The organism is Paenibacillus woosongensis, assembly GCF_009725165.1.
Taxonomy (GTDB): domain Bacteria; phylum Bacillota; class Bacilli; order Paenibacillales; family Paenibacillaceae; genus Fontibacillus; species Fontibacillus woosongensis.
The window spans coordinates 574,919-598,685 of sequence record NZ_WNZW01000002.1; the positions used below are offsets into that span (position 1 = coordinate 574,919).

16 protein-coding genes are annotated in these 23,767 nt (G+C 50.7%); 1 reads left to right on the forward strand and 15 read right to left on the reverse strand.

Annotated elements, in window-relative coordinates; genetic code table 11:
* Positions 1–421: 421 nt before the first annotated feature.
* Entirely contained in the window at positions 422–2,716 is a 2,295-nt protein-coding gene (locus GNP95_RS09110; protein ID WP_155610512.1) for a glycoside hydrolase family 127 protein, read from the reverse strand.
* A gap of 243 nt (positions 2,717–2,959) precedes the next feature.
* On the opposite strand from GNP95_RS09110, the gene GNP95_RS09115 reads away from it, so the two are divergent.
* Positions 2,960–3,805 carry an AraC family transcriptional regulator gene (locus GNP95_RS09115; protein ID WP_155610513.1) on the forward strand — a complete coding sequence of 282 codons (846 nt, stop codon included), beginning with the start codon at positions 2,960–2,962 and terminating at the stop codon, positions 3,803–3,805.
* 182 nt (positions 3,806–3,987) lie between these two features.
* Here GNP95_RS09115 and GNP95_RS09120 read toward each other — a convergent pair whose 3' ends face one another.
* The 14 genes from GNP95_RS09120 to GNP95_RS09185 form a co-directional block, all read right to left on the reverse strand.
* On the reverse strand, positions 3,988–5,355 hold the full coding sequence (locus tag GNP95_RS09120; RefSeq protein WP_196427115.1) for a helix-turn-helix domain-containing protein: 1,368 nt from the start codon (positions 5,353–5,355) through the stop codon (positions 3,988–3,990).
* A gap of 236 nt (positions 5,356–5,591) precedes the next feature.
* Positions 5,592–6,776, reverse strand: a complete 1,185-nt coding sequence (locus GNP95_RS09125; protein WP_330163326.1) for a M20 family metallopeptidase — start codon at positions 6,774–6,776, stop codon at positions 5,592–5,594.
* Between the two features lie 45 nt (positions 6,777–6,821).
* Positions 6,822–8,231 carry an MFS transporter gene (locus tag GNP95_RS09130; protein ID WP_155610514.1) on the reverse strand — a complete coding sequence of 470 codons (1,410 nt, stop codon included), beginning with the start codon at positions 8,229–8,231 and terminating at the stop codon, positions 6,822–6,824.
* Positions 8,232–9,437, reverse strand: coding sequence for a M20 family metallopeptidase (locus tag GNP95_RS09135; RefSeq protein ID WP_330163353.1), 1,206 nt, complete (start codon positions 9,435–9,437; stop codon positions 8,232–8,234).
* Between the two features lie 120 nt (positions 9,438–9,557).
* Entirely contained in the window at positions 9,558–11,282 is a 1,725-nt protein-coding gene (rnjA, locus tag GNP95_RS09140; RefSeq protein WP_155610516.1) for a ribonuclease J1, read from the reverse strand.
* A gap of 94 nt (positions 11,283–11,376) precedes the next feature.
* Positions 11,377–11,565: a helix-turn-helix domain-containing protein gene (locus tag GNP95_RS09145; RefSeq protein WP_110932038.1), complete on the reverse strand. Its 189-nt coding sequence runs from the start codon at positions 11,563–11,565 to the stop codon at positions 11,377–11,379.
* 157 nt (positions 11,566–11,722) lie between these two features.
* The gene (locus GNP95_RS09150) at positions 11,723–13,513 is read right to left on the reverse strand and encodes a glycoside hydrolase family 2 protein (RefSeq protein WP_330163327.1); all 1,791 of its coding nucleotides are present in this window, start codon (positions 13,511–13,513) and stop codon (positions 11,723–11,725) included.
* 41 nt (positions 13,514–13,554) lie between these two features.
* A complete protein-coding gene (locus GNP95_RS09155) occupies positions 13,555–15,189 on the reverse strand; it encodes a response regulator (RefSeq protein ID WP_155610517.1) in 1,635 nt (544 codons plus the stop codon).
* 21 nt (positions 15,190–15,210) lie between these two features.
* A complete protein-coding gene (locus GNP95_RS09160; RefSeq protein WP_155610518.1) occupies positions 15,211–17,046 on the reverse strand; it encodes a cache domain-containing sensor histidine kinase in 1,836 nt (611 codons plus the stop codon).
* Positions 17,047–17,055: 9 nt separating this feature from the next.
* The gene (locus tag GNP95_RS09165; protein WP_155610519.1) at positions 17,056–18,369 is read right to left on the reverse strand and encodes an ABC transporter substrate-binding protein; all 1,314 of its coding nucleotides are present in this window, start codon (positions 18,367–18,369) and stop codon (positions 17,056–17,058) included.
* 34 nt (positions 18,370–18,403) lie between these two features.
* Positions 18,404–20,179, reverse strand: coding sequence for a family 43 glycosylhydrolase (locus tag GNP95_RS09170; protein ID WP_330163328.1), 1,776 nt, complete (start codon positions 20,177–20,179; stop codon positions 18,404–18,406).
* A 52-nt stretch (positions 20,180–20,231) separates the two neighbouring features.
* Complete coding sequence (locus tag GNP95_RS09175; RefSeq protein WP_155610520.1) at positions 20,232–21,071, reverse strand: carbohydrate ABC transporter permease; 840 nt, start codon at positions 21,069–21,071, stop codon at positions 20,232–20,234.
* Complete coding sequence (locus GNP95_RS09180; RefSeq protein WP_155610521.1) at positions 21,068–21,967, reverse strand: carbohydrate ABC transporter permease; 900 nt, start codon at positions 21,965–21,967, stop codon at positions 21,068–21,070. Before GNP95_RS09180 ends, GNP95_RS09175 begins: the two co-directional genes overlap by 4 nt.
* A 115-nt stretch (positions 21,968–22,082) precedes the next feature.
* Complete coding sequence (locus GNP95_RS09185; protein WP_155610522.1) at positions 22,083–23,384, reverse strand: ABC transporter substrate-binding protein; 1,302 nt, start codon at positions 23,382–23,384, stop codon at positions 22,083–22,085.
* Positions 23,385–23,767 lie beyond the last annotated feature (383 nt).

Below are 23,767 nucleotides of genomic sequence, written 5' to 3' on the forward strand. Positions count from 1 at the left end.
GCATGTTTTGCACTTAGCGAATGCTTTTCTTAATAAAAGAGCTTATCTAACTGTATAAAATACATCTGGCTTTTACAGACAACGGCCCAATTTGTGAGGATTTATTTGGCGGTATGTGCCATGGTTGGGGCAGACCTCATATTTAAGGGGCCGAGCCATTTACACATAGCAATGCCGCCTTCCACCTTCCCAGCCCTTAATTTTGATTCTAATCCAGTTAATTGGTCATCCCGCGCCCCGCCCGCGTCAGACTCCCCTAATTTAAGTCCAGCAAACAAGCTAAGCTAGTTTAGTCAGCAAATACTAAACGGCTCAAAATGGCTAGTTATCCGTTACCTCCGTTAATGTCCTTCTCACCATATAAAAAAAGCGATTTTAGGGCCGGGCTGATCTCAGCTCCCTAAAATCGCTTAAAGCTTAACTATTCATCTTCGATCGGTCTCATCGTCCGAAGCACGCCATATATTCCGTTCAAATCGCCTTCGGGAACGAACTTGAATTCTATCTCCCGCTGTCCCTGAACAAGCTCGGACGGGATCGGATACTGCTTCGTGAAAAATTCCCGTTTGCGCTCTAGCGGCGTTCTCTCTTTGGCCAGCAGCGTACCGTTAGCGTAAATATTCATGACCCGGTTATGGTTGATGGAGAAATACGTGACCTGGAGCAGGTTGCCGGCTTTCGGATCAACGGCAAGCTTATAGCTGAACCATCCGCCCCCCGCATGCGCTAGCCGTCCGTTGAGGCCGTCCCATGCGCCGCCAAAGGTCTCCTCTCCCTTAATCCCATGCTCCAGCTCGTATTGATCGTTACCGACCTGCACGCTGTCGATGGTCGCTTCTTTGATCAGCTGCTCCCGGCGGCCCCGCTCTAAATGCTGCTTCAATTCGTCCGAATCTGCAGCTACGATGTTCCAGTAGATGCCGTATCGTTCGCGGTGCTGCCTGTAATGCGGCGTAAATACAAGGCGCTCGTCTTCATCCGTGTTCCGCAGCTCGAATGCGAGCTCATCACCCCGCCTTACCAGATGGTGCTCGATATCGACCAGCCACTGCTCCGGCGACGTCCCCTGAGGAATAATGAAGTCCTTCACGAGCATTTTGCGGGTTGGCACGCTCACCATGATCCCGGTTGCCGCCTGCGTCATATCCTCCGTACCCAGCCCTGCGCTCAGTACGACAGGACCGTACTGGAAGCCGACAACATTCTCGTTGTCCGGTAGTCTGGAGACAAGGATCTTCATAGGCAGCGTCAGCGTCAGCACGTCGCCATGGCTCCACTCCCGGTCGATGACGATATACTGCTGCTCAGAATTCCACTGCACCGCTAACCCATTCAGCTTCACCTCCATTTGGCCCGATACCCAATACGGAATCCGCAAACGCAAATCCAGCCGCTTCCTGCGGCCATTCTCGATCTCAAAGGCGAACGAAACCTCCTCAGACTCCGGGAGTTCCGCATGCTGGATCAGTCTGATCCCTTGCTCGGCCCAATCCAGCGCAGAGCTGAAATATTGATTGACATACAGCGTGCTTCCGCTATGAAAATAAATGCTGTCGTTCAGCTTCGTGAAGCTCTCCATCCCCGTGCCCGTACAGCACCAGAAATGCTCGAAGGGAGAGCTGTATATTTTGAAATATCCGGTCGCCATCGGCTGAAAATACATCGTCATTCCCGTCTCTGGATTTTGCGAGGACAAAATCGCATTCACATAGTTTCGCTCGTAGAAATCGCTGTATTTCACATCGCCTGTCAGCTTGAACAGCTCGCGCGTCAGCTTGAGCATGTTATAGCTGTTGCAGGTCTCGCAGGTAACATCGGAACGCTTGCTGTTCAGAATGTCCGGCTCGCTGAAGTGCTCGCACTCGCTGTTGCCGCCGGTTATATAGCTGTGATGATACACCACCATGTCCCAGAAATTCCGAGCAGCCTCCAGGTAGAAGCGCTCGCTTTCGCCCAGAACGAGATACCGTTTCAACGCACCGAGAAACTTCGGAATCGTCGTATTGGCATGCTTACCGCGCAGAATGTCCCGTCCCTGCTGGATCGCTTCGAATAGCGGAAGCTCGTCAAATTTATGGGCTGCCTCCAGATGCCTCTTTTCACCGGAAATTGTATAGAGATCGTATAAACAATCGTTCATGCCCCCGTATTCTACGGCAAGCACAGTAGCCTGGAGTTCTTCGGTCCAGCGGGACGTTCGCGAGGCCACCCAGTCCCCCAGCCTGACTACCGTATCGTAAGCGATCCTTGAACCGGTAGCGCGATATCCAGCGATCAGTCCAGCGATGATTTTATGCATCGTATACCAGGGAACCCAGGCGGGCTGCCGCTGCTCGATATTGTCGATCAACTGCTCGGGGAACGCCGACAAGTAGCCGCTCTCGAATTGACATTCCGCTAGTTCAGCCATCATATAATCCAGCTTCCGCTGGAGGGCCGGGTCCTTCGTATTCTCGTAGGCTTGCGAGCAGGCCGTCAGAAAATGGCCCAGCGTATGGCCGCGAATCTCGGTGTCTTCCCAGCCAGGATATATCTTCGCCTTCGGCTGCAGGCCCCGGTTCTCACGGAAGCCGGCCAGCAGCCGGTCTACGTCATAGCTGTGCAAATATTGCAGCTCTTTTGCGAAGGCATTAGCATGATAGTCCCCAGTCAATACAACCTGCTCCAAACGAAAATCCTGCAGTGCACTGCTCCGTACGATGGTCTTCATCTTCATCTTTCAACCCTCTTTCACCTCAAAATAACCGCTAATTTCAGATTAGCGATTGAGGATGGGCTGGAAAATAGCGAAACGTTCGAATCCGTGTAAAAAGGTCAGGTTTTTATTTTTGCTGTAGGAATACTCCATGAGAAATGATATCGTTAAAATAGTTGATTATCATCATCTAATCATTCAAATTCGCTTGGCAACAGCTGACGTTAAGTGTTAAAAGGTCAGAAATAGAGGAGGAACTCCCGCATGAATGGCTATCTGTTTCATGTAGATCAACCGCTGCATATGACGATGACAGGCAAGTTCGCTTCCCCTTCGCCGGATTGGATACATTTGAGCAGGGTACTGATGGATTATGAATTGTTCGTGCAGACAAAGGGAGTGTTATATATCGCGGATGAGAAGGAGCAGTACGTGCTGGAGGGGGGCGACTTCCTGCTGATGCCACCCCGCGCCAGGCAGTATGGATACCGGGCTTCAGATTGCAGCTTCTATTGGCTGCATTTTATTCCATCTGGCGGTGGAGCCGACGTCCAGGTCATGGATACGGCCCAGCATGTACACCAGGCCGGAAGCATCGTTATTCCCCGCAAAGGAACACTGCGCAGCGCAGATAAAATGATCGTCCTGATGAAACAACTGCAGGATGCCGTCCGCAACTACCGCGAACAGACGCTGAGCAACTACATGACGACGACAATTCTCTGCGAGCTGTACAACCTGTTGTTCCGCCCGAATCGCAAAATAAAGCAGCATCAGCTCTATAACGACATCGTTGATTATATTCAGTGGCATCGTTACGAGCCGCTTAAAGTATCGCAAATCGCCGATCACTTCGGATACAATGTGAAATATTTGTCACACCTGTTCTCTAGCATCGCAGGGGTGTCATTGAAGCAATTTATTTTACAGCAAAAAATCGCAGCCGCCTCCTTCCTGCTTACGGACACGAATCAAACGATCAACGAAATTGCGATGCAGCTCAGCTATCACGACAGCCATCACTTTATGAAATCCTTTAAGCAAATGACAGGCCTAACCCCGACGGAATACCGGAATGCGTACGCGAACCGGCTGTTGTTTTATGAGTGAGGGATAAGACAAAGCCGGCTAGCAGAATCTCTGCTTAGCCGGCTTTTATGTAGCTACTAACTTTTGAATTAGCTCAGTATCCACCGCCGTGCTCTAAGCCTTTCACGGTATTCGTATGGCCTAAACTGCCTCCTACAAGGCCAGACCCTAAAGAAATAACGATAACCAGTGCCAAAATCCATTTACGCATCTTTTATCACCCCTTCCAGTAAAGTTTCATATTCCTTTAATTGTCCTTCTGTTGCAAATGATCTATAGCGTTCAAATAAAGGAATTAGCTTCATAAAATAGTTATAATTTTTGAGGGATATAGCAATTTTTAGCGTAATTAATATTTTCGATATCCCTTCCTCAAATTCCTTTTTTCTCAAATAATATACAGATAAATGATAGAATAATCTTAAGTATCGATCCTTACTTACCTCTAACCTATAGTAATTATCAGCTCTATCGTATAATCCCGTATCAATGTTAAATTGTTCGAGTATATCATCTATAAAAAAATTATGAATATTTGATGCCTCAACAATAACCCTTAGGCTAGGCAATATCTCGGGTGGATGCTTCTTTACCGATTCAATATATTCCGGAATGATAGATTGATCACCAAGTAATACCTTTAGATTATAAGTGTTCAATTTGGCAAACAACTTGAATTTCTCAACCTCTTCCTTTCCAGATTCATTCAATCCAACAAACCAGCTTAAATCTGCATAACCTGCTATGTATTCAGGTATCTCTTCGTATCTTCGTTGAAATTGTAATGCAATACCTTTTAGCACGTAACCTTGACCATAATATACAACTAAGTTTCGTTCAGCTCTAAACTGAAATGCTTTACCTTGAAGATATGCTCTCTCATAATTTTTATAAACCATTTTAGCGAGATTTCTGAGCTCATCAGAATATATTTCGGTTTGCACCCATTTTTGCAAAGTTAAATAGGCATTGGCTAAATGTAATAACCCGTCCAATTGATAATCCTCAGGCAAACGATACAAGTAAAGCTCAAATCGCGTAGCCGCAATCAGATTAGCTTCTGCGTCATCCCCCAAAGATAACCGAAACAACCTGTAATGGCTGATGGCAAGCCGTTCGGAATGCTGATACTTCTCACTCTCAATCACAACATTGTAAAATAAGCGGGATTCCTCACGCAGCCCTTTCTCGTAAAGCTCCTCGCCAATTTCGAAAATCATGGGAATGTAGCTCAAATTTTCTACGATGCGATCAAGCACCTCTTGAATGCATTCGGTCTGTCCCACTTCGGCGCACCGGAGCAGAAAGGCCTTTACCCTTCTGCGGTTCGGTTGATCCGAATCCACGCATTCATTGACGTATAACGGATAAAAGTGCCCTTCCGGCTGTTCCAGGGCTTCCGTCATTAAATCCAATTGCCGAATGGCAATGGGTTTGGGAGGGTTTCCGTTGAGAATGGCGCTGAGTGTCCCGCGATTAATTCCCGAGCGGCTGGCAAACCTGCTCAAAGAGTAGCCTCTGCGCTCAAGCTCCTGTTCTATGATAGAACGGATCGTGGGTTCATTCGTCACTCTGGCTCCTCCTTCCTATGCATCAGCGTAAAATTCCAAAATATTTAGCTAAGTGATTTAATCTCCTATATTTTTACACATTATACGAAAATATGAACTGGTGGTCAATTAATTTTTTTATTTGTTTCATATTTTATTGAAATTCCCCTAAATTGAAAAAAGGCTGTCCCGGCAATCATCTGCCTGATCATTGCCGGAACAGCCTTATATGTTGTTGTGGTTACGCTCTCTGCCTTTTACTCCAGACCGTAATATCCGCACACGACTTCGCCCACGGACTTGGCGGCGACGAGCAGCGCATCTTCGTCGATATCGAACTTCGGATGGTGGTTGAAATAGACCTCGTCCGTATTTTTAGGCTTACAGCCAATGTAGAAGAAGCAGCCCGGGATTTTCTCCAGATAATAAGCAAAGTCTTCCGATCCTGACAGCATATCCGCCTCCGAAACAGCTGTCAGATAATCGCCTATGCCCCGGTTTAGATACTTGACTACATTGGCGGTAATTTCAGGATCATTATAGAGCGGAGGATAATCCGCCGTATAAATCAGTTCGGCCGTTATGCCGAACATGGCCTCGATCCCCTTCACGATCCGGTGAACTTCCTTGTCGATTAGCTGCTGTGTTTCTTTGGTCATATAACGGACATCGCCTTCCAGTACAACCGAATCCTTAATAACATTAAAGCTCCCTTTGCCGTCAAAAGAGCCAATCGTGACCACACCGGTCTCGAACGGGTTTAACCGGCGACTCACAATCGTCTGAACAGCAGTCACAAAATAACTTGCTGCGACAATAGCGTCATTCGCCAAATGCGGAGAAGATCCGTGCCCCCCTTTGCCATGAATAATCAGTTTGAAGTAGCTTCTTCCCGCCATCGCATAACCGCTGCGATAACTTACTGTTCCGGCTGGCGAGGTTGGAAACAAGTGTATCCCGAAAATTTGATCCACATCGTCCAGCAGTCCCGATTCAACAATCGACTTGGCTCCTCCTGGAGGAGTCTCTTCCGCATGCTGGTGAATAATCTTGATCGTTCCCGGGATATCCTTCTTCAACTGAATCAGACAATCGGCGAGCACCAGCAAATAAGCGGTATGACCGTCATGGCCGCAGGCATGCATCACACCCGGATTCTTGGAAGCAAACGGCAGCCCCGTCTGTTCCGGAATCGGCAGAGCATCGAAGTCGGCGCGAAGCGCAATCGTCTTGCCGGGCTTCCCCCCGCGAATCGTTACGATCATTCCGTACCCTTCCCATCCCTTCTGAACCTCCACATCTTTGCCTTGATAAAAGTCGGCAATATATTGCGATGTCTCTTTTTCATGAAAAGACAGCTCAGGATGCGCATGCAAATGTCTCCGTATTTCAATCATTTCTGCCTTTCGGGCTTCAAGCATGCTTAGTAACTGTTTTCGCACATATTTCCCCCCGTTCACTTATTTCAACCTGGATGATTCCATAAGTTAAGCTTTTTGAAGTTTAGGGATTCTCCGTTTTTCAGCCTTCCTGTCGCTAGGAACCATAAATAGGATCGCGAGTATGGACAGCACACAGAAAGCGACATTGACCAGCAAACCTGTGGAGGCGGCCAGTTCTACGTTGCCCGAAGCTGCGATTGTTCCGTATACGGCTGCTGAACTCGCCACACCGAAGGAACCGCCCAGGGAGCTGGCCATCTTATAGATACCCGATGCAACCCCAACCTTGTCGGAAGGCGCATTGGTTACGGCTGTGTCGGTCGAAGGCGTAGCATACATGCCAAGGCCGATTCCAAACAGCATGAAACCGACAAATACCACGATGGAATAGAGGAAGCCCTGAATAAAGGTACAGGCGGCCAATGCAATTCCGATCCCCGTAATCACGGTGCCAACCAGCATCGGTTTGCGGGCGCCAATTTTCTGCATAATCTTCTCCCCAACCCGAATCATCGCAAGCACGCTGACCAAATATCCAAGGGATAACATCCCCGTTGCAAAAGACGTAAAACCTCGGCCCACCTGAATATAAGTATTCGTAACAACAAGCGTACCGGCAACCGCATTCAACAGGAAATTGGAAATCGTTGCACCGGAATACGCTCTATTCTTGAATAGGGAGAAATCGATAAAGCCTGTCCCCGCTTTATGCGTTTCTACTCTAAAGAAAATAATGACAAACAGCAGGAAGCAAACCATTAAGGATATTGTAATCATGCTAGTCCATCCGAACGAAGCACCCTGCGTAATAAGCAAATTCAGAGAGACCATGGCCACGACGAAGGCCAGCAGGCCACTGGTGTCGAATTTGGAGCTGACGCCTTGTTCGACCTTGCTTTCAGGAGTCCCCTTAATGAGAAAAATCCCAAGCACCGCAATAACAATCGAGAAAATGAAAATCCAGCGCCATCCCATATAAGTAGCTATTGCTCCCCCGGCAAACGAGCATACGCCCGATCCGCCCCAAGAGCCGATCGACCAATAGCTTAGCGCCCGCTGACGCTCTGCACCGTCATAGTAGGTTTTAACTAGAGCCATCGTCGCTGGCATGATACATGCCCCAGACAGCCCTTGAACAATGCGCCCAATAATCAGCAGAACAGACCCTTGCGCAAGTACAAGACATAAAGAGCCAACAATGCTAAGCAGCATCCCGATATAAGTCAGCTTCATGCGTCCATACTTGTCCGCCAATCCTCCGGCAACGACGATAAAAATTCCGGAGAACAATGCGGTCAAACTGATCGCAATGTTGATAATATCAAGGGAAATCCCCAGATCGGCCTGTACAGCAGGCACAATATTCACCATCGATTGAGCAAACAGCCAAAATGTAATTACCCCGAATACAATTCCCAGGATTAACTTGTTTGTGCCATGGTATGGAGTGTCCATTTATTTGTCTTCCTCTCTTAGGTAGTCTATAACTACAGCGCCCATCGCTTCGGCGGCAATAAGCATACAGTCCTCGTTAATATCGAATTTAGGATGGTGATGCGGATAATATTTGCCATCCGCCGGCATCGCCCCTACATAGAAAAACACGCTCGGACGTTCTTTGGCATAATATGCGAAGTCCTCCGACGGCGGCTGCGGCTCACAGCGTTCAACGCCCGTCACTCCAGGTATCGCACTGCTTTTTAACGACGCCGCTACAAATTCCGTCAACGCTGGATCATTGTAAAGCACCGGATAATCATTCAGGTAATCCAGTTCATACGTAATTCCAAACGTTTCCTGCAATCCCTCCAGCTTACGGCGAATTTCCCGTTCAACCAGTTCTCTGGTTTCTTCCGTTATCACCCGAACATCGCCTTCCAGCTCAACGGAATCTTTAATGACGTTAAAGCTCCCCTTGCCGTCGAAGGAGCCGATCGTAACCGAGGCTACATCAAACGGATTCAATCGGCGGCTTATAATCGTCTGTACAGCCTGAACAAAATAGCTGCCGGCAACGATCGCATCATTGGCTAGGTGAGGCGAGGATCCGTGTCCGCCTTTGCCTTTTATTTTTACTTTGAAGTAAGCTCGTCCGGTTTGTATATTCCCTTCGCGATAATAGATTTTGCCCGACTCCATCGTAGACATGACATGGATGCCGAACACATGATCGACGCCATCCAGGCAGCCATCCTTGATCATTTGAACAGCTCCGCCTGGAGGTTTCTCTTCCGCATGCTGATGCAGAATAACCACCTTCCCCCAAAGCCGATCCTTCATTTCGATCAAAGTTTCGCCCAGAATCAGCATGTAGGCGGTATGTCCATCATGGCCGCAGGCATGCATAACTCCCGGGTTCTCCGAGGCGAACGGAAGGCCTGTCTCCTCCATAATCGGAAGCGCATCAAAATCAGCGCGAATAGCTACGGTCTTCCCAGGCTTCCCGCTATCGATTGTAACGACGACGCCATTTCCACCTACATTGTTACGCACATCACAATCCTTATCGGCATAAAAATCAGCGATATACTTAGCTGTATTCTCTTCGTGAAAAGACAGTTCAGGATGGGCATGCAAATAACGCCTGATCTCGATGATCCGCCCTTCCTTTTCGCGCAATCTTTGAAACAGTTGCTCCTTCAATTTAAATGCCTCCTTAATTCACCTTGTCAGGAAGTGTAGACATGTTTATATTTCCTGATTGTTGTTATATTCATACACATACCGTATAACGACAAACAGAGCCTTCCCCGGCGGGAAGACTCTGTGTATGAAATAAAGTTATACTTCTAGAATAGAAGGCATGATATGTGGAGCGCGGCCTACTTCCTTCATGAAAAATCTGCGCATGATCCGGTGCGTCGACCGAACCCAGTCAGAGCGATTATACGCCTGGCGCTCTCCCTGCTTTGACAGGTTCCGCTTGAGCGACATTTCCGCACGCCGCAGCAGCGGACGGGCATCCTGCATGTAGACGAAGCCGCGGGTCACGATATCGGGTCCCGCAAGAATTTGCCCCGTCTCGGCGTCAATGGTCATAACAACGATGACGATGCCCTCTCTAGCCAATTCGCCCCGCTCTTCCACGAGCTCGTCCTCATAGGTTCTCATCTCTCCGTTGCTAATAAAGACGTCACCCGACGGAATAGACCGGCCTTTCTTGGCGCGGTTGCGATAGACGGACAGCGTATCTCCCACATTCATTACGAAGATGCGGTCTTCCGGCAGCCCCGTCTGCATTGCCAGCTTGCGATGAGCGAGCAGCATGCGGTATTCCCCGTGAATCGGAATAAAATACTTCGGGCGGATCATGCTGAGCATAAGCTTTAAATCCTCCCGGTTGCCGTGGCCCGAAGTATGAATATCGATAATGGAGCCGTAAATAACATTGGCACCTGCCCGCATGAGCATATCAATGCTGCGGTTAATATTCTGCTCATTGCCCGGGATTGGCGAAGAGGAGAAAATAACCGAATCCCCCGGGTAAATCTGTACGGAGCGGTGCGCCCCGGAAGCGATCCGGCTCAGCGCGGCGTTAGGTTCGCCCTGGCTGCCTGTACAAACGATTAATACCCGGTTATCCTCATAACGGTCAATATGCTTCACGTCGATAAGCATGCCGTCGGGCACGCGGATATATCCGAGCTCCTGCCCGATTGTAAATACCTTCTCCATGCTGCGGCCAATAACGGCGATTTTGCGGTCGCACTGCATCGCGGCCTCCACCACCTGCTGCAGGCGGTGCACGTTGGAAGCAAACGTTGCGAACAAGATGCGTCCCTCGCATTGCTTGAACGATTCAAGAATCGCATTGCCAACTTTGCGCTCTGATGGAGTAAAGCCTTCCCGTTCGCTATTCGTGCTGTCAGCCAGCAGCGCCAGAACGCCCTCGCTCCCGACGCTCGCCATCTTGGACAGATCGGCAGGCTTGTCCTCCGGCGTAAAATCAAATTTGAAATCCCCGGTATGTACGACCGGGCCGTACGGCGTGTCAACAACGACCCCGAAGGCGTCGGGAATGCTGTGCGTCGTTCTGAAGAAATGAACGGCGAGATGCTGGAACGCATACCTGTCAGTCTCATGGAACACATGCAGCTCGGCTTGCCCGAGCAGACGGTATTCCTCCAGCTTGGCCCGAACGAGGCCAATCGTCAGCGGACCGCCGTAAATCGGGATTTGCAGCTGCCGGAGCAGAAACGGTATGGCTCCAATATGATCCTCATGACCATGTGTAATAAACAGGCCTTTGATTTTGTGCTTGTTCGCAACCAGATAACTCATGTCAGGAATGATATAATCAATTCCAGATAGGCGCGAGTCGGGGAACTTCAAACCCGCATCAATAATAATGAGTTCATTTTTGTATTCCACGGCGTACATATTTTTACCGATCTCACCAAGGCCGCCTAGCGCGAAAATTCGAACCGGCGGGGGAGACGATTTAGGACGGCGCTGTGCCTTCGCTGTCTTTGCAGTCTTCGCGGTTTTGCTAGCTTCTTCATTCATTATGTGCTTAATTCCTCTCTTGCAAAATACCGGTCACCAGAAGGGCCGGACTTTTTATGATAGTATTGTATGGCTCTCTATGTTTCGATGCTCTCTATAACTTTTCACCATGCTTCAACCGTTCAATCAGATCAAACAGATCGCTCCTCTTGACCCTCCAATGTCTGCCGATTTTAAAAGCCGGAATGACTCCCTCGTTCACCATCTTATAGGTTGTAACTTCACTAAGCTGCAAATAATTCGCAACCTGAGCTATCGTCATGATCTCGATTTCCGAATCCATAGAAATAATCTCCTCTATAGAACATTGGTTTGTATTCAATTATACTCAATTATACTCATAATAACTAATTATTTTTCCAAAACGCAAAGCTGGCGCAGTTCAATCCTGCGCCAGCTTTGCGTTCAACCGCTTTATTCCATTGGTTTAACCTGATATATCAGTTCCGGCCCGCACCCGTAATGATTTGCCTAATTTGCTCCAGCGGGGCCTTGGGCTGCCTATTGTACGTCAGAAGCCCGTTGATCTCCTGCTCTACGTCCGTAAGCTGTGTATAACAGAATCCTTGTACGACCGGGGAGGCGTACATCGGATCGACGACGTCCTTCAGCCGCTGTAAATAATCCTCTTCATTATCCGCGCCGGAATACCCCCAGCCTTCCCACTCGCTCGCCTTGAAGGCAATTCCGCCGAACTCCGTCACGAGGATGGGCTGGCCGGCATAAGCTGCTCCGCCGACGAAGATACGGCGATTCGCGGGCATGGCTTCTATTGTGGATTCTATTGTTTCGTATCGGGCCTCCAGCACTTCGCGGCGGCTCTCATAATCGTGAATGGTCACGAGATCCGTTGTCATATGCTCCCATCCGTCGTTATATACGACAGGACGTGTCTGATCGAGCGATTTCGTCAAATGGTACATGGCCAGACCGTGCTGCTGCTGCTTGGCATCAATCTGCACGTTCGGAACTCCCCAGCTCTCATTTAGCGGCACCCATGTCACAATGCAGGGGTGATTGTAATCCCGCTGAATCACCTCCTGCCACTCGCTGGTAAACTGCCGCACGTAATTTTCAGAGTAGGCGTAAGCATTCGCGGCCTCACCCCAGACGAGCATGCCGATCCGGTCACACCAGTACAGGAAGCGCGGATCCTCCATCTTCTGATGCTTGCGCACGCCGTTGAAGCCCATCTCTTTGGCCAGCTCCACATCCCGCTTCAAATCCTCATCACTCGGAGCCGTAAGGATACCCTCCTCAAAATATCCCTGATCAAGCACGAGCCGCTGATAATACGGACGGTTGTTCAGGCACAGGCGTCCATTTTCAATAGATACCTTGCGCATCCCGAAGTAGCTGTCCACCTCATCCAGCAAACGGCCATCGCCGACCAGCTTGAAGGAAATATCGTACAGGTTCGGATGCTCCGGAGACCACAGGCGGCCCAGTCCATGCTCGGCAAAATCATGGAGATGGATGCTGCGGTGCTCCTCCGGGCGAAGCACCCGGTATCGGTCGGCAGCAACCCGCTCTCCTTGAAAAGACACCGTTACTTCAAGCTCCAGGTCTTTGATGCCGCCCTGCACGCCTTCCACGAAAGTATGCAGCCGAATTTCATTCCGGTCGATATCGGGAGTCATGGCTACCCGCTTTAGATAGGCCTGATCCACCGGCTCGAGCCACACCGTCTGCCAAATTCCCGTGGTCCGCGTATAGAAAATGCTCGCCGAATTTTCCAGCCAGTATTGCTTGCCCCGCGGCAGGGTAATGTCCCGGCTGAAATCTTCTGCGCGGACCGTGATTGTCTGGCCTTCCGGAACAAGCAAATCCGTGATATCGGCCTGAAACGGCGTGTGCCCGCCTTCATGGATAGCGGCCAGCTGCCCGTTAATCCATACTTTGGCCAGGTAATCGACCGCGCCGAAATGAAGCACGATCCGCTTTCCGTTCCACGCCTCCGGCAGATCGAAGCTTTTGCGGTACCATACCACATCGTGGAACTCCGGGTTGCCGATGCCGCTCAGCTTGCTCTGAAATACAAAGGGAACTGCAATCGAATGCGGGTATGGAGCCGGGTCAGCATTCCCGTACCATTTCTCCTTCTCCCCGATTCGGTCATCATCGAAGGCGAACTCCCACTCCCCGTTCAAATTGAGCCAATCCGCACGAACAAATTGCGGTCTTGGATATTCCTCTCGCGGAATCGATTTATTGTTCTGGATGTTAGTCACTGATCTTTACCTCCTGTTTGTGTCAAGTCATATTCATCGCATTACGCCTGGCCGCCGCTAGAATGCTCCGGCTCTTTGCGAAACTCGCTGCGGTAATCCTTCGGGGAGAGCTTCGCCTCCCGTTTGAACACGCGGTAAAAATGGCGCAAATTCGGAAACCCGGTTTCCTCGGCAATCGCCGCGATTTTATCATCGCTGTCCATCAGCCGCCGCTTGGCCTCTTCTATGCGAATCGCTGTCAGCCGCTCCACGAAGGTGGTACCGGTGCGCTGCTTGAACAGCGAGCTGAAATAAGCCGGGTTCAGATGCACCTGCCCCGCCACCTCGTTCAAAGTAATCTGCTTATGGAAATTGGATTCGAGGTACTGCAGCGCCTGCTCCACTGGGTCGTGGCAGATTTCCAGCCTGGAATCGGCGATGCAGCGGGACAGGGCCGCCAGGAGCGTCCGGCATTCCATGATGAACTCTTCGCTCGACGTAATCGAGCATATATCGAATATGAGGCTGCGAATATCCCGCTCGCCCAGCCATGCCTCGGTTAAATTCAGCTTCTCGGCCGATTCATAGAAATGAATCAGAAGCTTGCATATTTTCTGGTAGACAAGCTCGGGGCTCCTCGCTTGCCGGCACAACTTGGCGATCTCTGCTTCCGCCCGGCTGGCCGCTTCTTCTGCCCGCCCTTCCAGAACGGCGCGCTCCATCGCTCCCCAGGATTCGGGATCGACCTCAAGGCATAAATCATGATCCCGGCGGATCGTATCATATTGCAGCACCTTGTCGCCGCCGACGATCAGCCGGTAAAGCAGGCTGATTTCAGCATCACGGTAAGAATTCGAGATGGAATCGACCCCTTCAGCGACCCGGCCGACGCCGATCGTTACGGTGAGATTCGATAAAGAGGTGATCTGCCTGCGGATCGACTCGGCCAGCTCGATCAAGCCGCGTCTGTCCTTGCTGCTCAAATTGACAATGGCTGCGACCTCAGAATCAGAAAGCACGAGACTATAGCCTTTCATCATCCGCTTGTTGACTATTTCCTGCACGAATTGACGGATATAGAGCTGGAACAGCGAGGGATCGGCTTTGAAATACCGTTCTGAGCCTATCGAACCCTTATCGAGCTTGATCAGAAAGCAGCAATAATAAGGCTGATCAAAATCAACGCCAATTTTACGCAGCAGATCCACATGATGCTGCTGCACCATGCCGCGCATTAACCCCGCAATAACAGACTCGCTTACATGGCGGCGGATAAGCTCGTTCTCCTCTTGATCAAATTTCGGAGCCGCTGCCTTCCCCCGTTTTGCCGTCTCTTCCTTCAGCTTGCCGAGAATCCGTCCGAGCTCGCTTCGCTCCACCGGCTTCATTAAATAATCCTTGGCGCCATATCTCATCGATTGAAGCGCGTAAGTAAAATCTTCGTAGCCGCTGACCACGACGCATTCCGTTTGCGGAAACCGCTCCTTCACGACGCGCTGCAAGGCGATGCCATCCATCCGCGGCATGCGGATATCGGTTAAAATGACATCGGGATGCAGCACCTCCGCGCGGTCCAGGGCCTCATATCCGTCCGATGCATCGCCGACGACCTCCCATTCCGGATCCAAGGACGTAATCATGGCCCGCAGCCCCTTGCGAAATATCTTCTCATCATCGACGATCAGAATTTTTGGCATAAGATCTCCTCCTTGGTTAAGTCATGATGTGGAGTGGAACACAACCGGTTTGCGATCCTCCTCACGGGTCGGCATATGCTTAGCGGGAACCGTCAAGGTGACGCGTACCCCGCGGTAAGGCATGCTATCGATCGAAAGGCCATATCTCTCGCCGTAACTAAGCACAAGGCGCCGATGCACATTAAGAAGTCCGTTGCCCGTGGCTCCGCCAAGATTTCGAGAATAGGCCAGCTTGTGCCGAATCTGCTCAAGCTGCGCGGTAGTTAGACCGATTCCGTCGTCCTCCACGGTTAGCCGCAGCAGGCCGCCCTGAATGCCCCCGGTCAGGGAGATCCGTCCCTCGCCTACACCCTTGTCAAGTCCATGCTTAAAGGAATTTTCGACGATCGGCTGGATCATGAGGGGAATGGCTTCACAGTCCATCGCCGCCTCCTCGATATCCAGAGTGAAATGCAGCCGCTCATCGTAACGCAGTTTCTGAATCGCCATATACCGGCGGATATGCTCGATCTCATCCTTGAGAACGACCCCTGACTGGTGGGCATTCAAGGAATACCTCAGTATGCGGCTCAGATTGTTTGTCATCGTCGTAATTTCCTTGCTGCCTTCCAGCTCTGCGTACATACTGATCGATCCAAGCGTATTGTACAGAAAATGAGGATTGATCTTGCTCTGCAGCGCAGCAATTTGCGCGTCCTTCTCCCGAATCTCGGTTTCATAGAGCAAATAGCCGAGCTCGCTTAGGCGGGAGACCATTTTATTAAAAGCGCTGCCTAGCTGGCCTACCTCATCCCACTGATTCACGGGAAACGCTACTTCAAGCTGGCCCTTCTCCACCTTTTTCATCAGGCGGCTCAGTTTGCGGATGGGGAGCGTAATCCGGTACGCCGTAAATACGGAGAACAGCATCGCCGAACCGACGCAGATGATCCCCATAATCGTGATGGAATTGCGAACCTGCAAGCTGTCCTGCATCAATTCCGAAACAGGAACTGCCCCGACGGTGGTCCACTGCGTCAGTTCAGACGTAGCATAAGAGACTAGCATCCGTTCACCGCCCGATTCCAGATGGGTCACACCTTCTCCGCGGAACGAAGCCGCGGCTCCGTCAGCTCCTGGAATGACAGAGCCTTTGCGAATGACGAGATCGCCCTTGGCATTCGTAATATATAGAGATTCTCTTTGCCCAAGCTGTACCTGTGCCAAAATTTTCTCCACTATTGCCGGATCGACGTCAAGCACGATGTAGCCGAGCGTCCGCCCGCTGTCGAAGCTGCGCAGCTCCCTCACAATGGAGAACACCTCGTAGATCGAACCACTCGTCGGCTTAAGCTCGTGCGTCGTCAGAAAGATCGGCTCTCCAAAATGGCCCTGAGCCTCCTTCAGCCACTCGGCATCTTCATCCAGCTTATAGCTTGTGACATACTGGCTTTCCGGCATGACGACGTATGACGCCCCCTTGGAGCCATAGAGCGACACGCCCATAATATCGATTCGTCCATTCAGGAACACCTTGGACACGAAATTGTTCAGCAGACTGATTTCTTCCAGGCTTAAGGATGCCCCCGGCTTTCTTTCCGAGGCCAAATAATCGAGGATATCCTGGTACTGGTAGGGCATCAGCGAGAGCCGGTTCAACTCCTCCATATAAGTGTCGATGTTGAGCGTGATCTGCTTCATCGTCTGCAGTTGAGACTCGCCGACATTCGCTTCCATCGTTCCCCGAAAGCTAGTGAACGCATAGACGCCAAGCGCCCCGAGCGGGATTACGATCAGAACGGAGTTAATGAGGATTAATTTCTGCGCCAGCTTCAAATTTCTGAGCCATTGTATTCCTCGTCGCAATTTCGTCATCATAGCTGTCCCTCACTTGCGCAAATCCGCATTGATTTTCTTCACAGCCGCGTCCAGTGCTTCCTCCGGCGTCTGATAACCATAAATCATTCTTTCGAACTCATTAATGATCCGTTCATTAATGCTCCATTGTTTGGCGTTTCTCGGCCAGTAAGCGACGTAGTTGGCCGTAGCGGCATAATCGCTCCGGTATTCGAGCTGGTTGAATACCTCTGAACTTGTAAGCTCGGTCATGCTGGGAACATGCCCGGCCTTCGCCCACATATCCCCATGGCTCACGATCCAGCTCGCGAAGGTCAGTATCGCCTCCCTTTTCTCCTCCGTCATCCCCCGCTTCTTGGGTATGGACAGATTGTGGGAGTCGCCCCAGACTGCGGGACGATCATACAATGTGGGCATGGGGACAACCCCGAAATGAAGTCCCGTCGCCTTCTCGAAGGCGCCTGTTCCCCACATCCCCGTAATCAGTACCGCTGCTTTGCCGTCATAGAACAACTGGAAAGCATCGTTGATGTTGGGCGGGATCAGCTTATCCTTATATAGGCTGTTCACGAAGCTAAGCGCTTCCAATGAAGCGGTATTGTTGAATGTGGCCTCCATGCCATCTTCGCTGTAGAACTGTCCGGCGTCCATCATTTGGTTGTAGAGGCTCCACCATAGCCAAACAGAATCAATTCGCGTGCTGGGCTGAGCCAGCGGAGCGATATCGGGCGGAACCGTCCGCCGAATTTGCTCCAGGAAGCTCTTGAACCCATCCGCTCCCTTCGGGATAACAGGCCTTCCCGCCTCATCCAGTACGCCGGCCTTGGACAGCCAGTCCTTGTTGTAGTACATCACCAGGGCATGTGTGTCGAGCGGTATCCCGTAGTATTCTTCTTCATATAATACCGAACGGAGTATATTCGGATTAAAGCGTTTCCAATCGATGCCGATGTTTTTGGCCTCCGCTGTCAGCTTCTCCACGTAACCGTTCTGAACGAACTGGGGCATGATCGTCGAATGGACGATAGCCACGTCTGGTGCATTACCTGACAATACGGCTGTTTTCAGGCGAGAATAATAATCGTCTAGACGCGAATTTTTCTGGACAACCTGGATTTCCGGGTGTTCCTCGTTGAACTGCTCCACCATCTCGGTCATGAATTGGTTATCCCCGCCGCTAAAGGGGGTCCAGTATTCCAGGCGCACGACATGAGGCGGTTTCGAAATCTGTGCTGCTCCCGAGTTCTGTCCCGTGCATCCGGGCAGCAGGAGCAAAAATGCGGCTAATGACATGAATCCGATCGTCGCTCTGCTGCGGTATTGATTCCAGCGATGTCTCTTCATATTCTCGTCTCCTAACGACACAGAAAGTTACAATCTAGTCAGCGATAATATCCATATAATCAAGGCTCAGGTCTCCTGAAGCCCCTTTAATCATAATTTCATTATCACCTCTCTGCAGCTTTCCTTCAAACACAACTTCTGTAAAAACATTGCGTCCCGTTGCGGGAACAGCCAGCCTTGCACCTTTGTTTCCATTGATCTTCAGCTCAAAGCTTCTTTCCTCGTCGCCCGGGTTGGAAACACCGAGAATTAAGCGATATTCGCCCGCTTTAGGGACATGTACCGACCGGAATACCGCTGAGGAGTCTGCCTCATTCGTCAGCTTCATTACGCCTTCGCCGGAGGCCGACAGATCGGCGCCTACTGTCTCTTCAAGAGCAGAGGATGCCGTCTCCGCCTCATATCTTGGTATTTCTATCGCTTGAATTCCGCCGAGAATGTCGGTCGAAGCACCGTCTTCACCCATCCGCAGATCCAGCTCGCCGCCTCCCGTTCCCAGCCGAACGCGCCCGTAAGCATAACCAGCCTCATTCTGCGCAGTAGCTGGCAATTGTATTGATCCCGCTTTGGTGTCATTCACCCACACCTCAAGCGTTCGGGTGGCGCCCGTCTCATTCATATAGTGGACTAACAACGGCATCTCCGCTGGAACGGCTGCCGTAAATTTTCCGAAGCTGAGGCGGTCTCCGTCTCTATGGGCATGCTTGGCCATATAAACGCCCGACCCCGATGGCAGCGGAATCGCCGTCTCCAAGGACAGCGGCTTTCCGAACTCCGGCAGCCCCTGCTCGTTCCATGTAATGCGCTGCGCCCGGGCTTTGCGGTTGTTCCAGCCGTCGGTAGGACTGGTCGTGCCGTGATAGACAATCCAATCCTCCGTGCCGTCCGGAGATTTAACGAAGGAATTATGCCCGGGGCCATACACGCCGGCTTCCTCGTCCATCGTCATGAGCGGCCCGGCCGCTCTCTCCCAATCCTCCGGCTGAAGCGGGTCGCCGCCCTCCTTGAGCGCCAGCAGGCCAAGGCTGTAGAACGGCGTCCAGCTCCCTGCCCCGGAATAGACGATAAATACGCGGCCATCCCGGTATAGAATTGCTTGGCCTTCCTGAATATATGGCGGTCCGCCAGCCATTTCCCATTCCTGGTCCGGCGAAGACAACATTACCCTCGGTCCGCTGATCGTCAAAGGATCGCTCATCGGAGCAATATAGGTGTTCTGCCGGATGTTTACGTCTCCTTCCCAGCCGGACCAGACGAAATACAGCTGCCCTTCATGCTCCATCGCCAGGCCGTCGATCGCCCATTTATGCGTCTCGTCCGTAATTTGCCCTTTGAACTCGTACTCGCCAAGCGGGTCGTTACCGGCCGCTTCCAGCGCGTACATCCGGTGATTCTCGTTCTGTCCGTCATCCGCCGCGAAATAGATATACCATTTACCGCGAATATATTGAATTTCCGGAGCCCAAAGGTTGGCTGAGTACATCGTATCAATCGGCGGGTACCAGACCACCTTCTTCTCGGCCTGCTTGAAATCAATCGTCCGGGATTTCATAACCATGATGTCTGTTCCATGATGAGTGAACGTCATGTAGTAATATCCGTCTTTGTATACAACGCTCGGATCGGGGGTATCCATATCGATCAACGGATTTTTGAATGTGCCTCCATGGCCGTTGTATTGCCCGTCAGCTTTGCTGCTATCCGTCTGTCTCATCGTAATCACTCCTACTATAACGATGACGGCGATGCCTAAGAGCAAGGCTGCCGCATACATCAGCCTGCGTTTGCGCAATATTCGCCTGTCTCTCACAAGCCTCACCTCATGACTAGCTTTGATCATGCTATTAATATTGTTGATTTGATCACTTGATTGCAGATTGCGTAATGGCCTTAACAAAGGAACGCTGACCGATAATGAAAATCACGACCACCGGAATGGCCGCTGCTGCCGTCATTGCCATCAGCTTGCCGTAGGATTGGGTATAGCTGCCCTGGGCCATCATAGCGATCCCTGCCGTAATGGTGCGCATCTCCGGTGAAGTAGTAGCATAAAGCGGCCATACGAAATCATTGTAAATTCCCATAAATGTAAAAATAAGCAGCGTAACCATAATCGATACCGAGGACGGCAGCATGATGCTGGTATACAGCTTCCATTTGTTCGCCCCGTCGATCCGGGCGGCTTCCTCTATGTCCTTCGGGAAGGAAATAAAGAACTGATACAATAAAAACACACTGAAAGCTCCCGCGGTATAAGGAAGGATAAGCGCAGCGTACGTATTGATCAGCCCAAGCGCGTTAAATTCCATATACATCGGCAAAAACGTCAGCACGCCAGGAATCATCAGCGAAGCGATGAACATCGACAGCAGCGTTCTGCGCAGCGGCAGGTCCTTCAACCTGGCCAAGGCGAACGCCGCCATGGAAGCGATGAGCAGAACGATCGCTGTTCCCGCGATGCCTACCATCAGCGAGTTCGTAATCCATTGCAGGATCGGAACGTTCATCAATTCTCCGCTAAACCCTTTAATATAGTTGTCGAAAGTCGGCTTCAGCGGAATGAAGTTCATTTTGCCGGACAACGCTTCAAAATCGTTCTTAAAGGACGTCGATATCATCCATACGAGCGGCAGCAGGAAAACGACGGCAACCACCGAAGCGAGAAGAACAAGCAGCAGCGTTTTGATCCGTTTCATGCTCATGACTCTTCCCCCTTATTTCCGTAAGTCAGTTTAAATTGCACAACCGATATGATCATGATAAGCAGCGCCATCAAAATCGCCATCGCCGAGGCGGAGCCGATCTCCTTGCGGATGAACGCCTGATCGAGTACGTTGATAAGCAGCACCTTCGTGCTGTCCCCCGGGCCCCCGCGGGTAAGCAGAAACGGCTGGGCGAAGACGTTAAACGAAGCGATCGTGGATGTGATCATTACGAACAGCATGACCGGTTTGATGGATGGAAGCGTAATGTGGATAAATTTATCCCAGGCATTCGCTCCGTCCAGCGAGGCGGCCTCGTAGAAATCTTCCGGCACCTGATTCAGAGCATTGATGAAAATAATCATGTTGAAGCCGATCGTCCACCACAAGGTCGTCGTAATGAGTGACACCCAGGCCCACGGCTGGTCGGTCAGCCAGGGAATAGCCGGGATGTTCAGCTTCATCAGCAGACTGTTCAGAAATCCGGAATTCGTGTCGAAAATCATCAGCCAGATCACGGACATGACCGATGCGGATAACGCATACGGTAAAAAGTAGAACGTGCGGAACATGCCGCGGATTTTACTTGGGAGATGCTGGATGAGCATCGCAAGCGCGAGCCCGACCACAATCAGCAGCGGCACGGAATAGATGACGAACTGGATCGTGTTCCACAGCCCGTTAAAGAACAGACTGTTCAAATAGGTGCCCGGCGTAAAAATCGTTATATAATGCTTTAAACCTACAAAATCATGATCTGGCGATAGAAGCTCAAAGTTATGCAGGCTGATATACACGCCGTAAAGTATTGGAAACAATAAGAAAGCGGCAAAACAAATGAAATAAGGCAGCACGAACAAAGATGACGTTAATTTGGAGTGCCAGCTTTTCACCATAGATTTATCCCTCCCGCCCTGGGGGCTTTGCTTCATTGCCTGGAAAACCGAAGGAGACGAGAGAGCAGCTGCCGCCTATTTCCCGTCTCCTTCAGCATTCAATTACTTCGGGCCGTTAATTTTTCATCGCCTGCCGCGATTTCGCGACAGCATCGTCCATTGCTTTTTGCGGATCCTTCTTGCCTAACAGCGCGTTGTTCAGCTCGCCCCAAATCGGCTCGGAGATCGTTCCCCAGTTGAGTACGTTTGGTGCGAATTGCACATCCGCGAAGCCGGCAGCAATGCTGCTCTGAATCTCCAGCTGCTTGAACTCCTCGCTCTCGATCATTTTCTTCGAGGCCAGCGCTTGACCGGACTCCGCCCATTCCATCGAGTGCTCCGCCATGTATTTCAGGAAATCGCCGATACCGGCCAGCTTAGCTTCGTCAGTCATTGCCTTTGGAATTACGAAGCCATGGGAGCCGGCAAAGGCGGCACGTTTCTCTTTACCGATTTGCGGAATCGGAGCCACGCCATAATTTAAGCCTGCTTCATCGAACTGCGACTTCATCCAAGGGCCGTTGAATTGAATCGCGTTCTTGCCTTGCAGGAACAACGTATTCTCTCCGTCCTGCTGAACATTGCCCGGGGAATAACCTTGATCGACCAGGCTGCGCATCCAGGATACCATTTCTACCGCTTCAGGAGAGTTGTAGGCTACATCGCTGCCATCCCAGAGCTCGCCCCCATTTTGCCAGACCAAGGATGGGAAAATAAACTGCTGCGGCCACAACGTTGGAAGCACGTAACCATAAACGCCTTTGTCCTTATCGGTCAATTTGGCAACAGCATCCTCAAACTCAGCACGGTTGGTCGGCGGATCGCTTACACCTGCTTGCTCGAACAAATCTTTGTTGTAGTACATGACAACCGGATGGATATCAAGCGGAATGGAATACCATTTGCCGTCGATCGTTGAATATTCGACCGGAGCTTCGGCGTAATCGTCTTTGCTGATTCCGGATGCCGAAGCGATATCATCCAGCGGCTGTAATTGATCTTTGTTTACATACGTCGGCACATTATCCACGTGCATGATCATCAGGTCCGGACGCTCTTTGGATGTGCTGAGCGCAACGTCAAGCTGCTTGTAGTACTCTCCGTTCGGCTGAATGACGAAATTGACCTTGTATTGATCTTGGGAAGAATTATATTTGTCTACAATCTTCTTCATGAACGGGCCATCCGCACCGGAAAATGGGCTCCAGAACAAAATACTGGTCGTCTCCTGCTTCTTCCCGCCGGAAGACTCCCCGCCGCCGTTCACCGCAGCAGAGTTGCCTCCGCCGCTCGAATCCTTGCCGCCGCAAGCCGCCAGCCCGATGACCAGAAATAGTGACAATAGCAGTGCAGCCGGTTTTCTAAAATTTTTCCCCATCTTCTTTTTAACCCCCTAAATGTCTTAGTTGCCTGTTTCTTTGCGATGCCTTGTAGTGGTGCTCCTGGTGCTTGGTGATCTTGATGCGAAAGTTCAATCTCTTGCTTGATCTCATCTTATCGGGGATCGAAATCCAAAAACATGTCATATCTTTAGGTCGTAGGGTCAATTTTTTGGGGGATGAAAAAACGCCTCTAAATCTCAATAGTTTATTGATCTAGTAGCGCTTTCTATATTAGTTATTGAATTAAGGCACAATTCTATAGCACAATACACGCCATTATGAGGATCATCAGTAAACTTAACAGTACTAGCGAACATCAACTGTACACAATGGCTGCTTATGCTAAGAGCAACAAAAGACACGCATTTAGATGCTTACG

What these genes read in the sequence shown, in the direction of transcription:
- GNP95_RS09110 (WP_155610512.1), bottom strand. Translation starts at nt 2,716, where the DNA reads ATGAAGATGAAGACCATCGTACGGAGCAGTGCACTGCAGGATTTTCGT.
- GNP95_RS09115 (WP_155610513.1), top strand. Translation starts at nt 2,960, where the DNA reads ATGAATGGCTATCTGTTTCATGTAGATCAACCGCTGCATATGACGATG.
- GNP95_RS09130 (WP_155610514.1), bottom strand. Translation starts at nt 8,231, where the DNA reads ATGGACACTCCATACCATGGCACAAACAAGTTAATCCTGGGAATTGTA.
- rnjA (WP_155610516.1), bottom strand. Translation starts at nt 11,282, where the DNA reads ATGAATGAAGAAGCTAGCAAAACCGCGAAGACTGCAAAGACAGCGAAG.
- GNP95_RS09145 (WP_110932038.1), bottom strand. Translation starts at nt 11,565, where the DNA reads ATGGATTCGGAAATCGAGATCATGACGATAGCTCAGGTTGCGAATTAT.
- GNP95_RS09155 (WP_155610517.1), bottom strand. Translation starts at nt 15,189, where the DNA reads ATGCCAAAAATTCTGATCGTCGATGATGAGAAGATATTTCGCAAGGGG.
- GNP95_RS09160 (WP_155610518.1), bottom strand. Translation starts at nt 17,046, where the DNA reads ATGATGACGAAATTGCGACGAGGAATACAATGGCTCAGAAATTTGAAG.
- GNP95_RS09165 (WP_155610519.1), bottom strand. Translation starts at nt 18,369, where the DNA reads ATGAAGAGACATCGCTGGAATCAATACCGCAGCAGAGCGACGATCGGA.
- GNP95_RS09175 (WP_155610520.1), bottom strand. Translation starts at nt 21,071, where the DNA reads ATGAGCATGAAACGGATCAAAACGCTGCTGCTTGTTCTTCTCGCTTCG.
- GNP95_RS09180 (WP_155610521.1), bottom strand. Translation starts at nt 21,967, where the DNA reads ATGGTGAAAAGCTGGCACTCCAAATTAACGTCATCTTTGTTCGTGCTG.
- GNP95_RS09185 (WP_155610522.1), bottom strand. Translation starts at nt 23,384, where the DNA reads ATGGGGAAAAATTTTAGAAAACCGGCTGCACTGCTATTGTCACTATTT.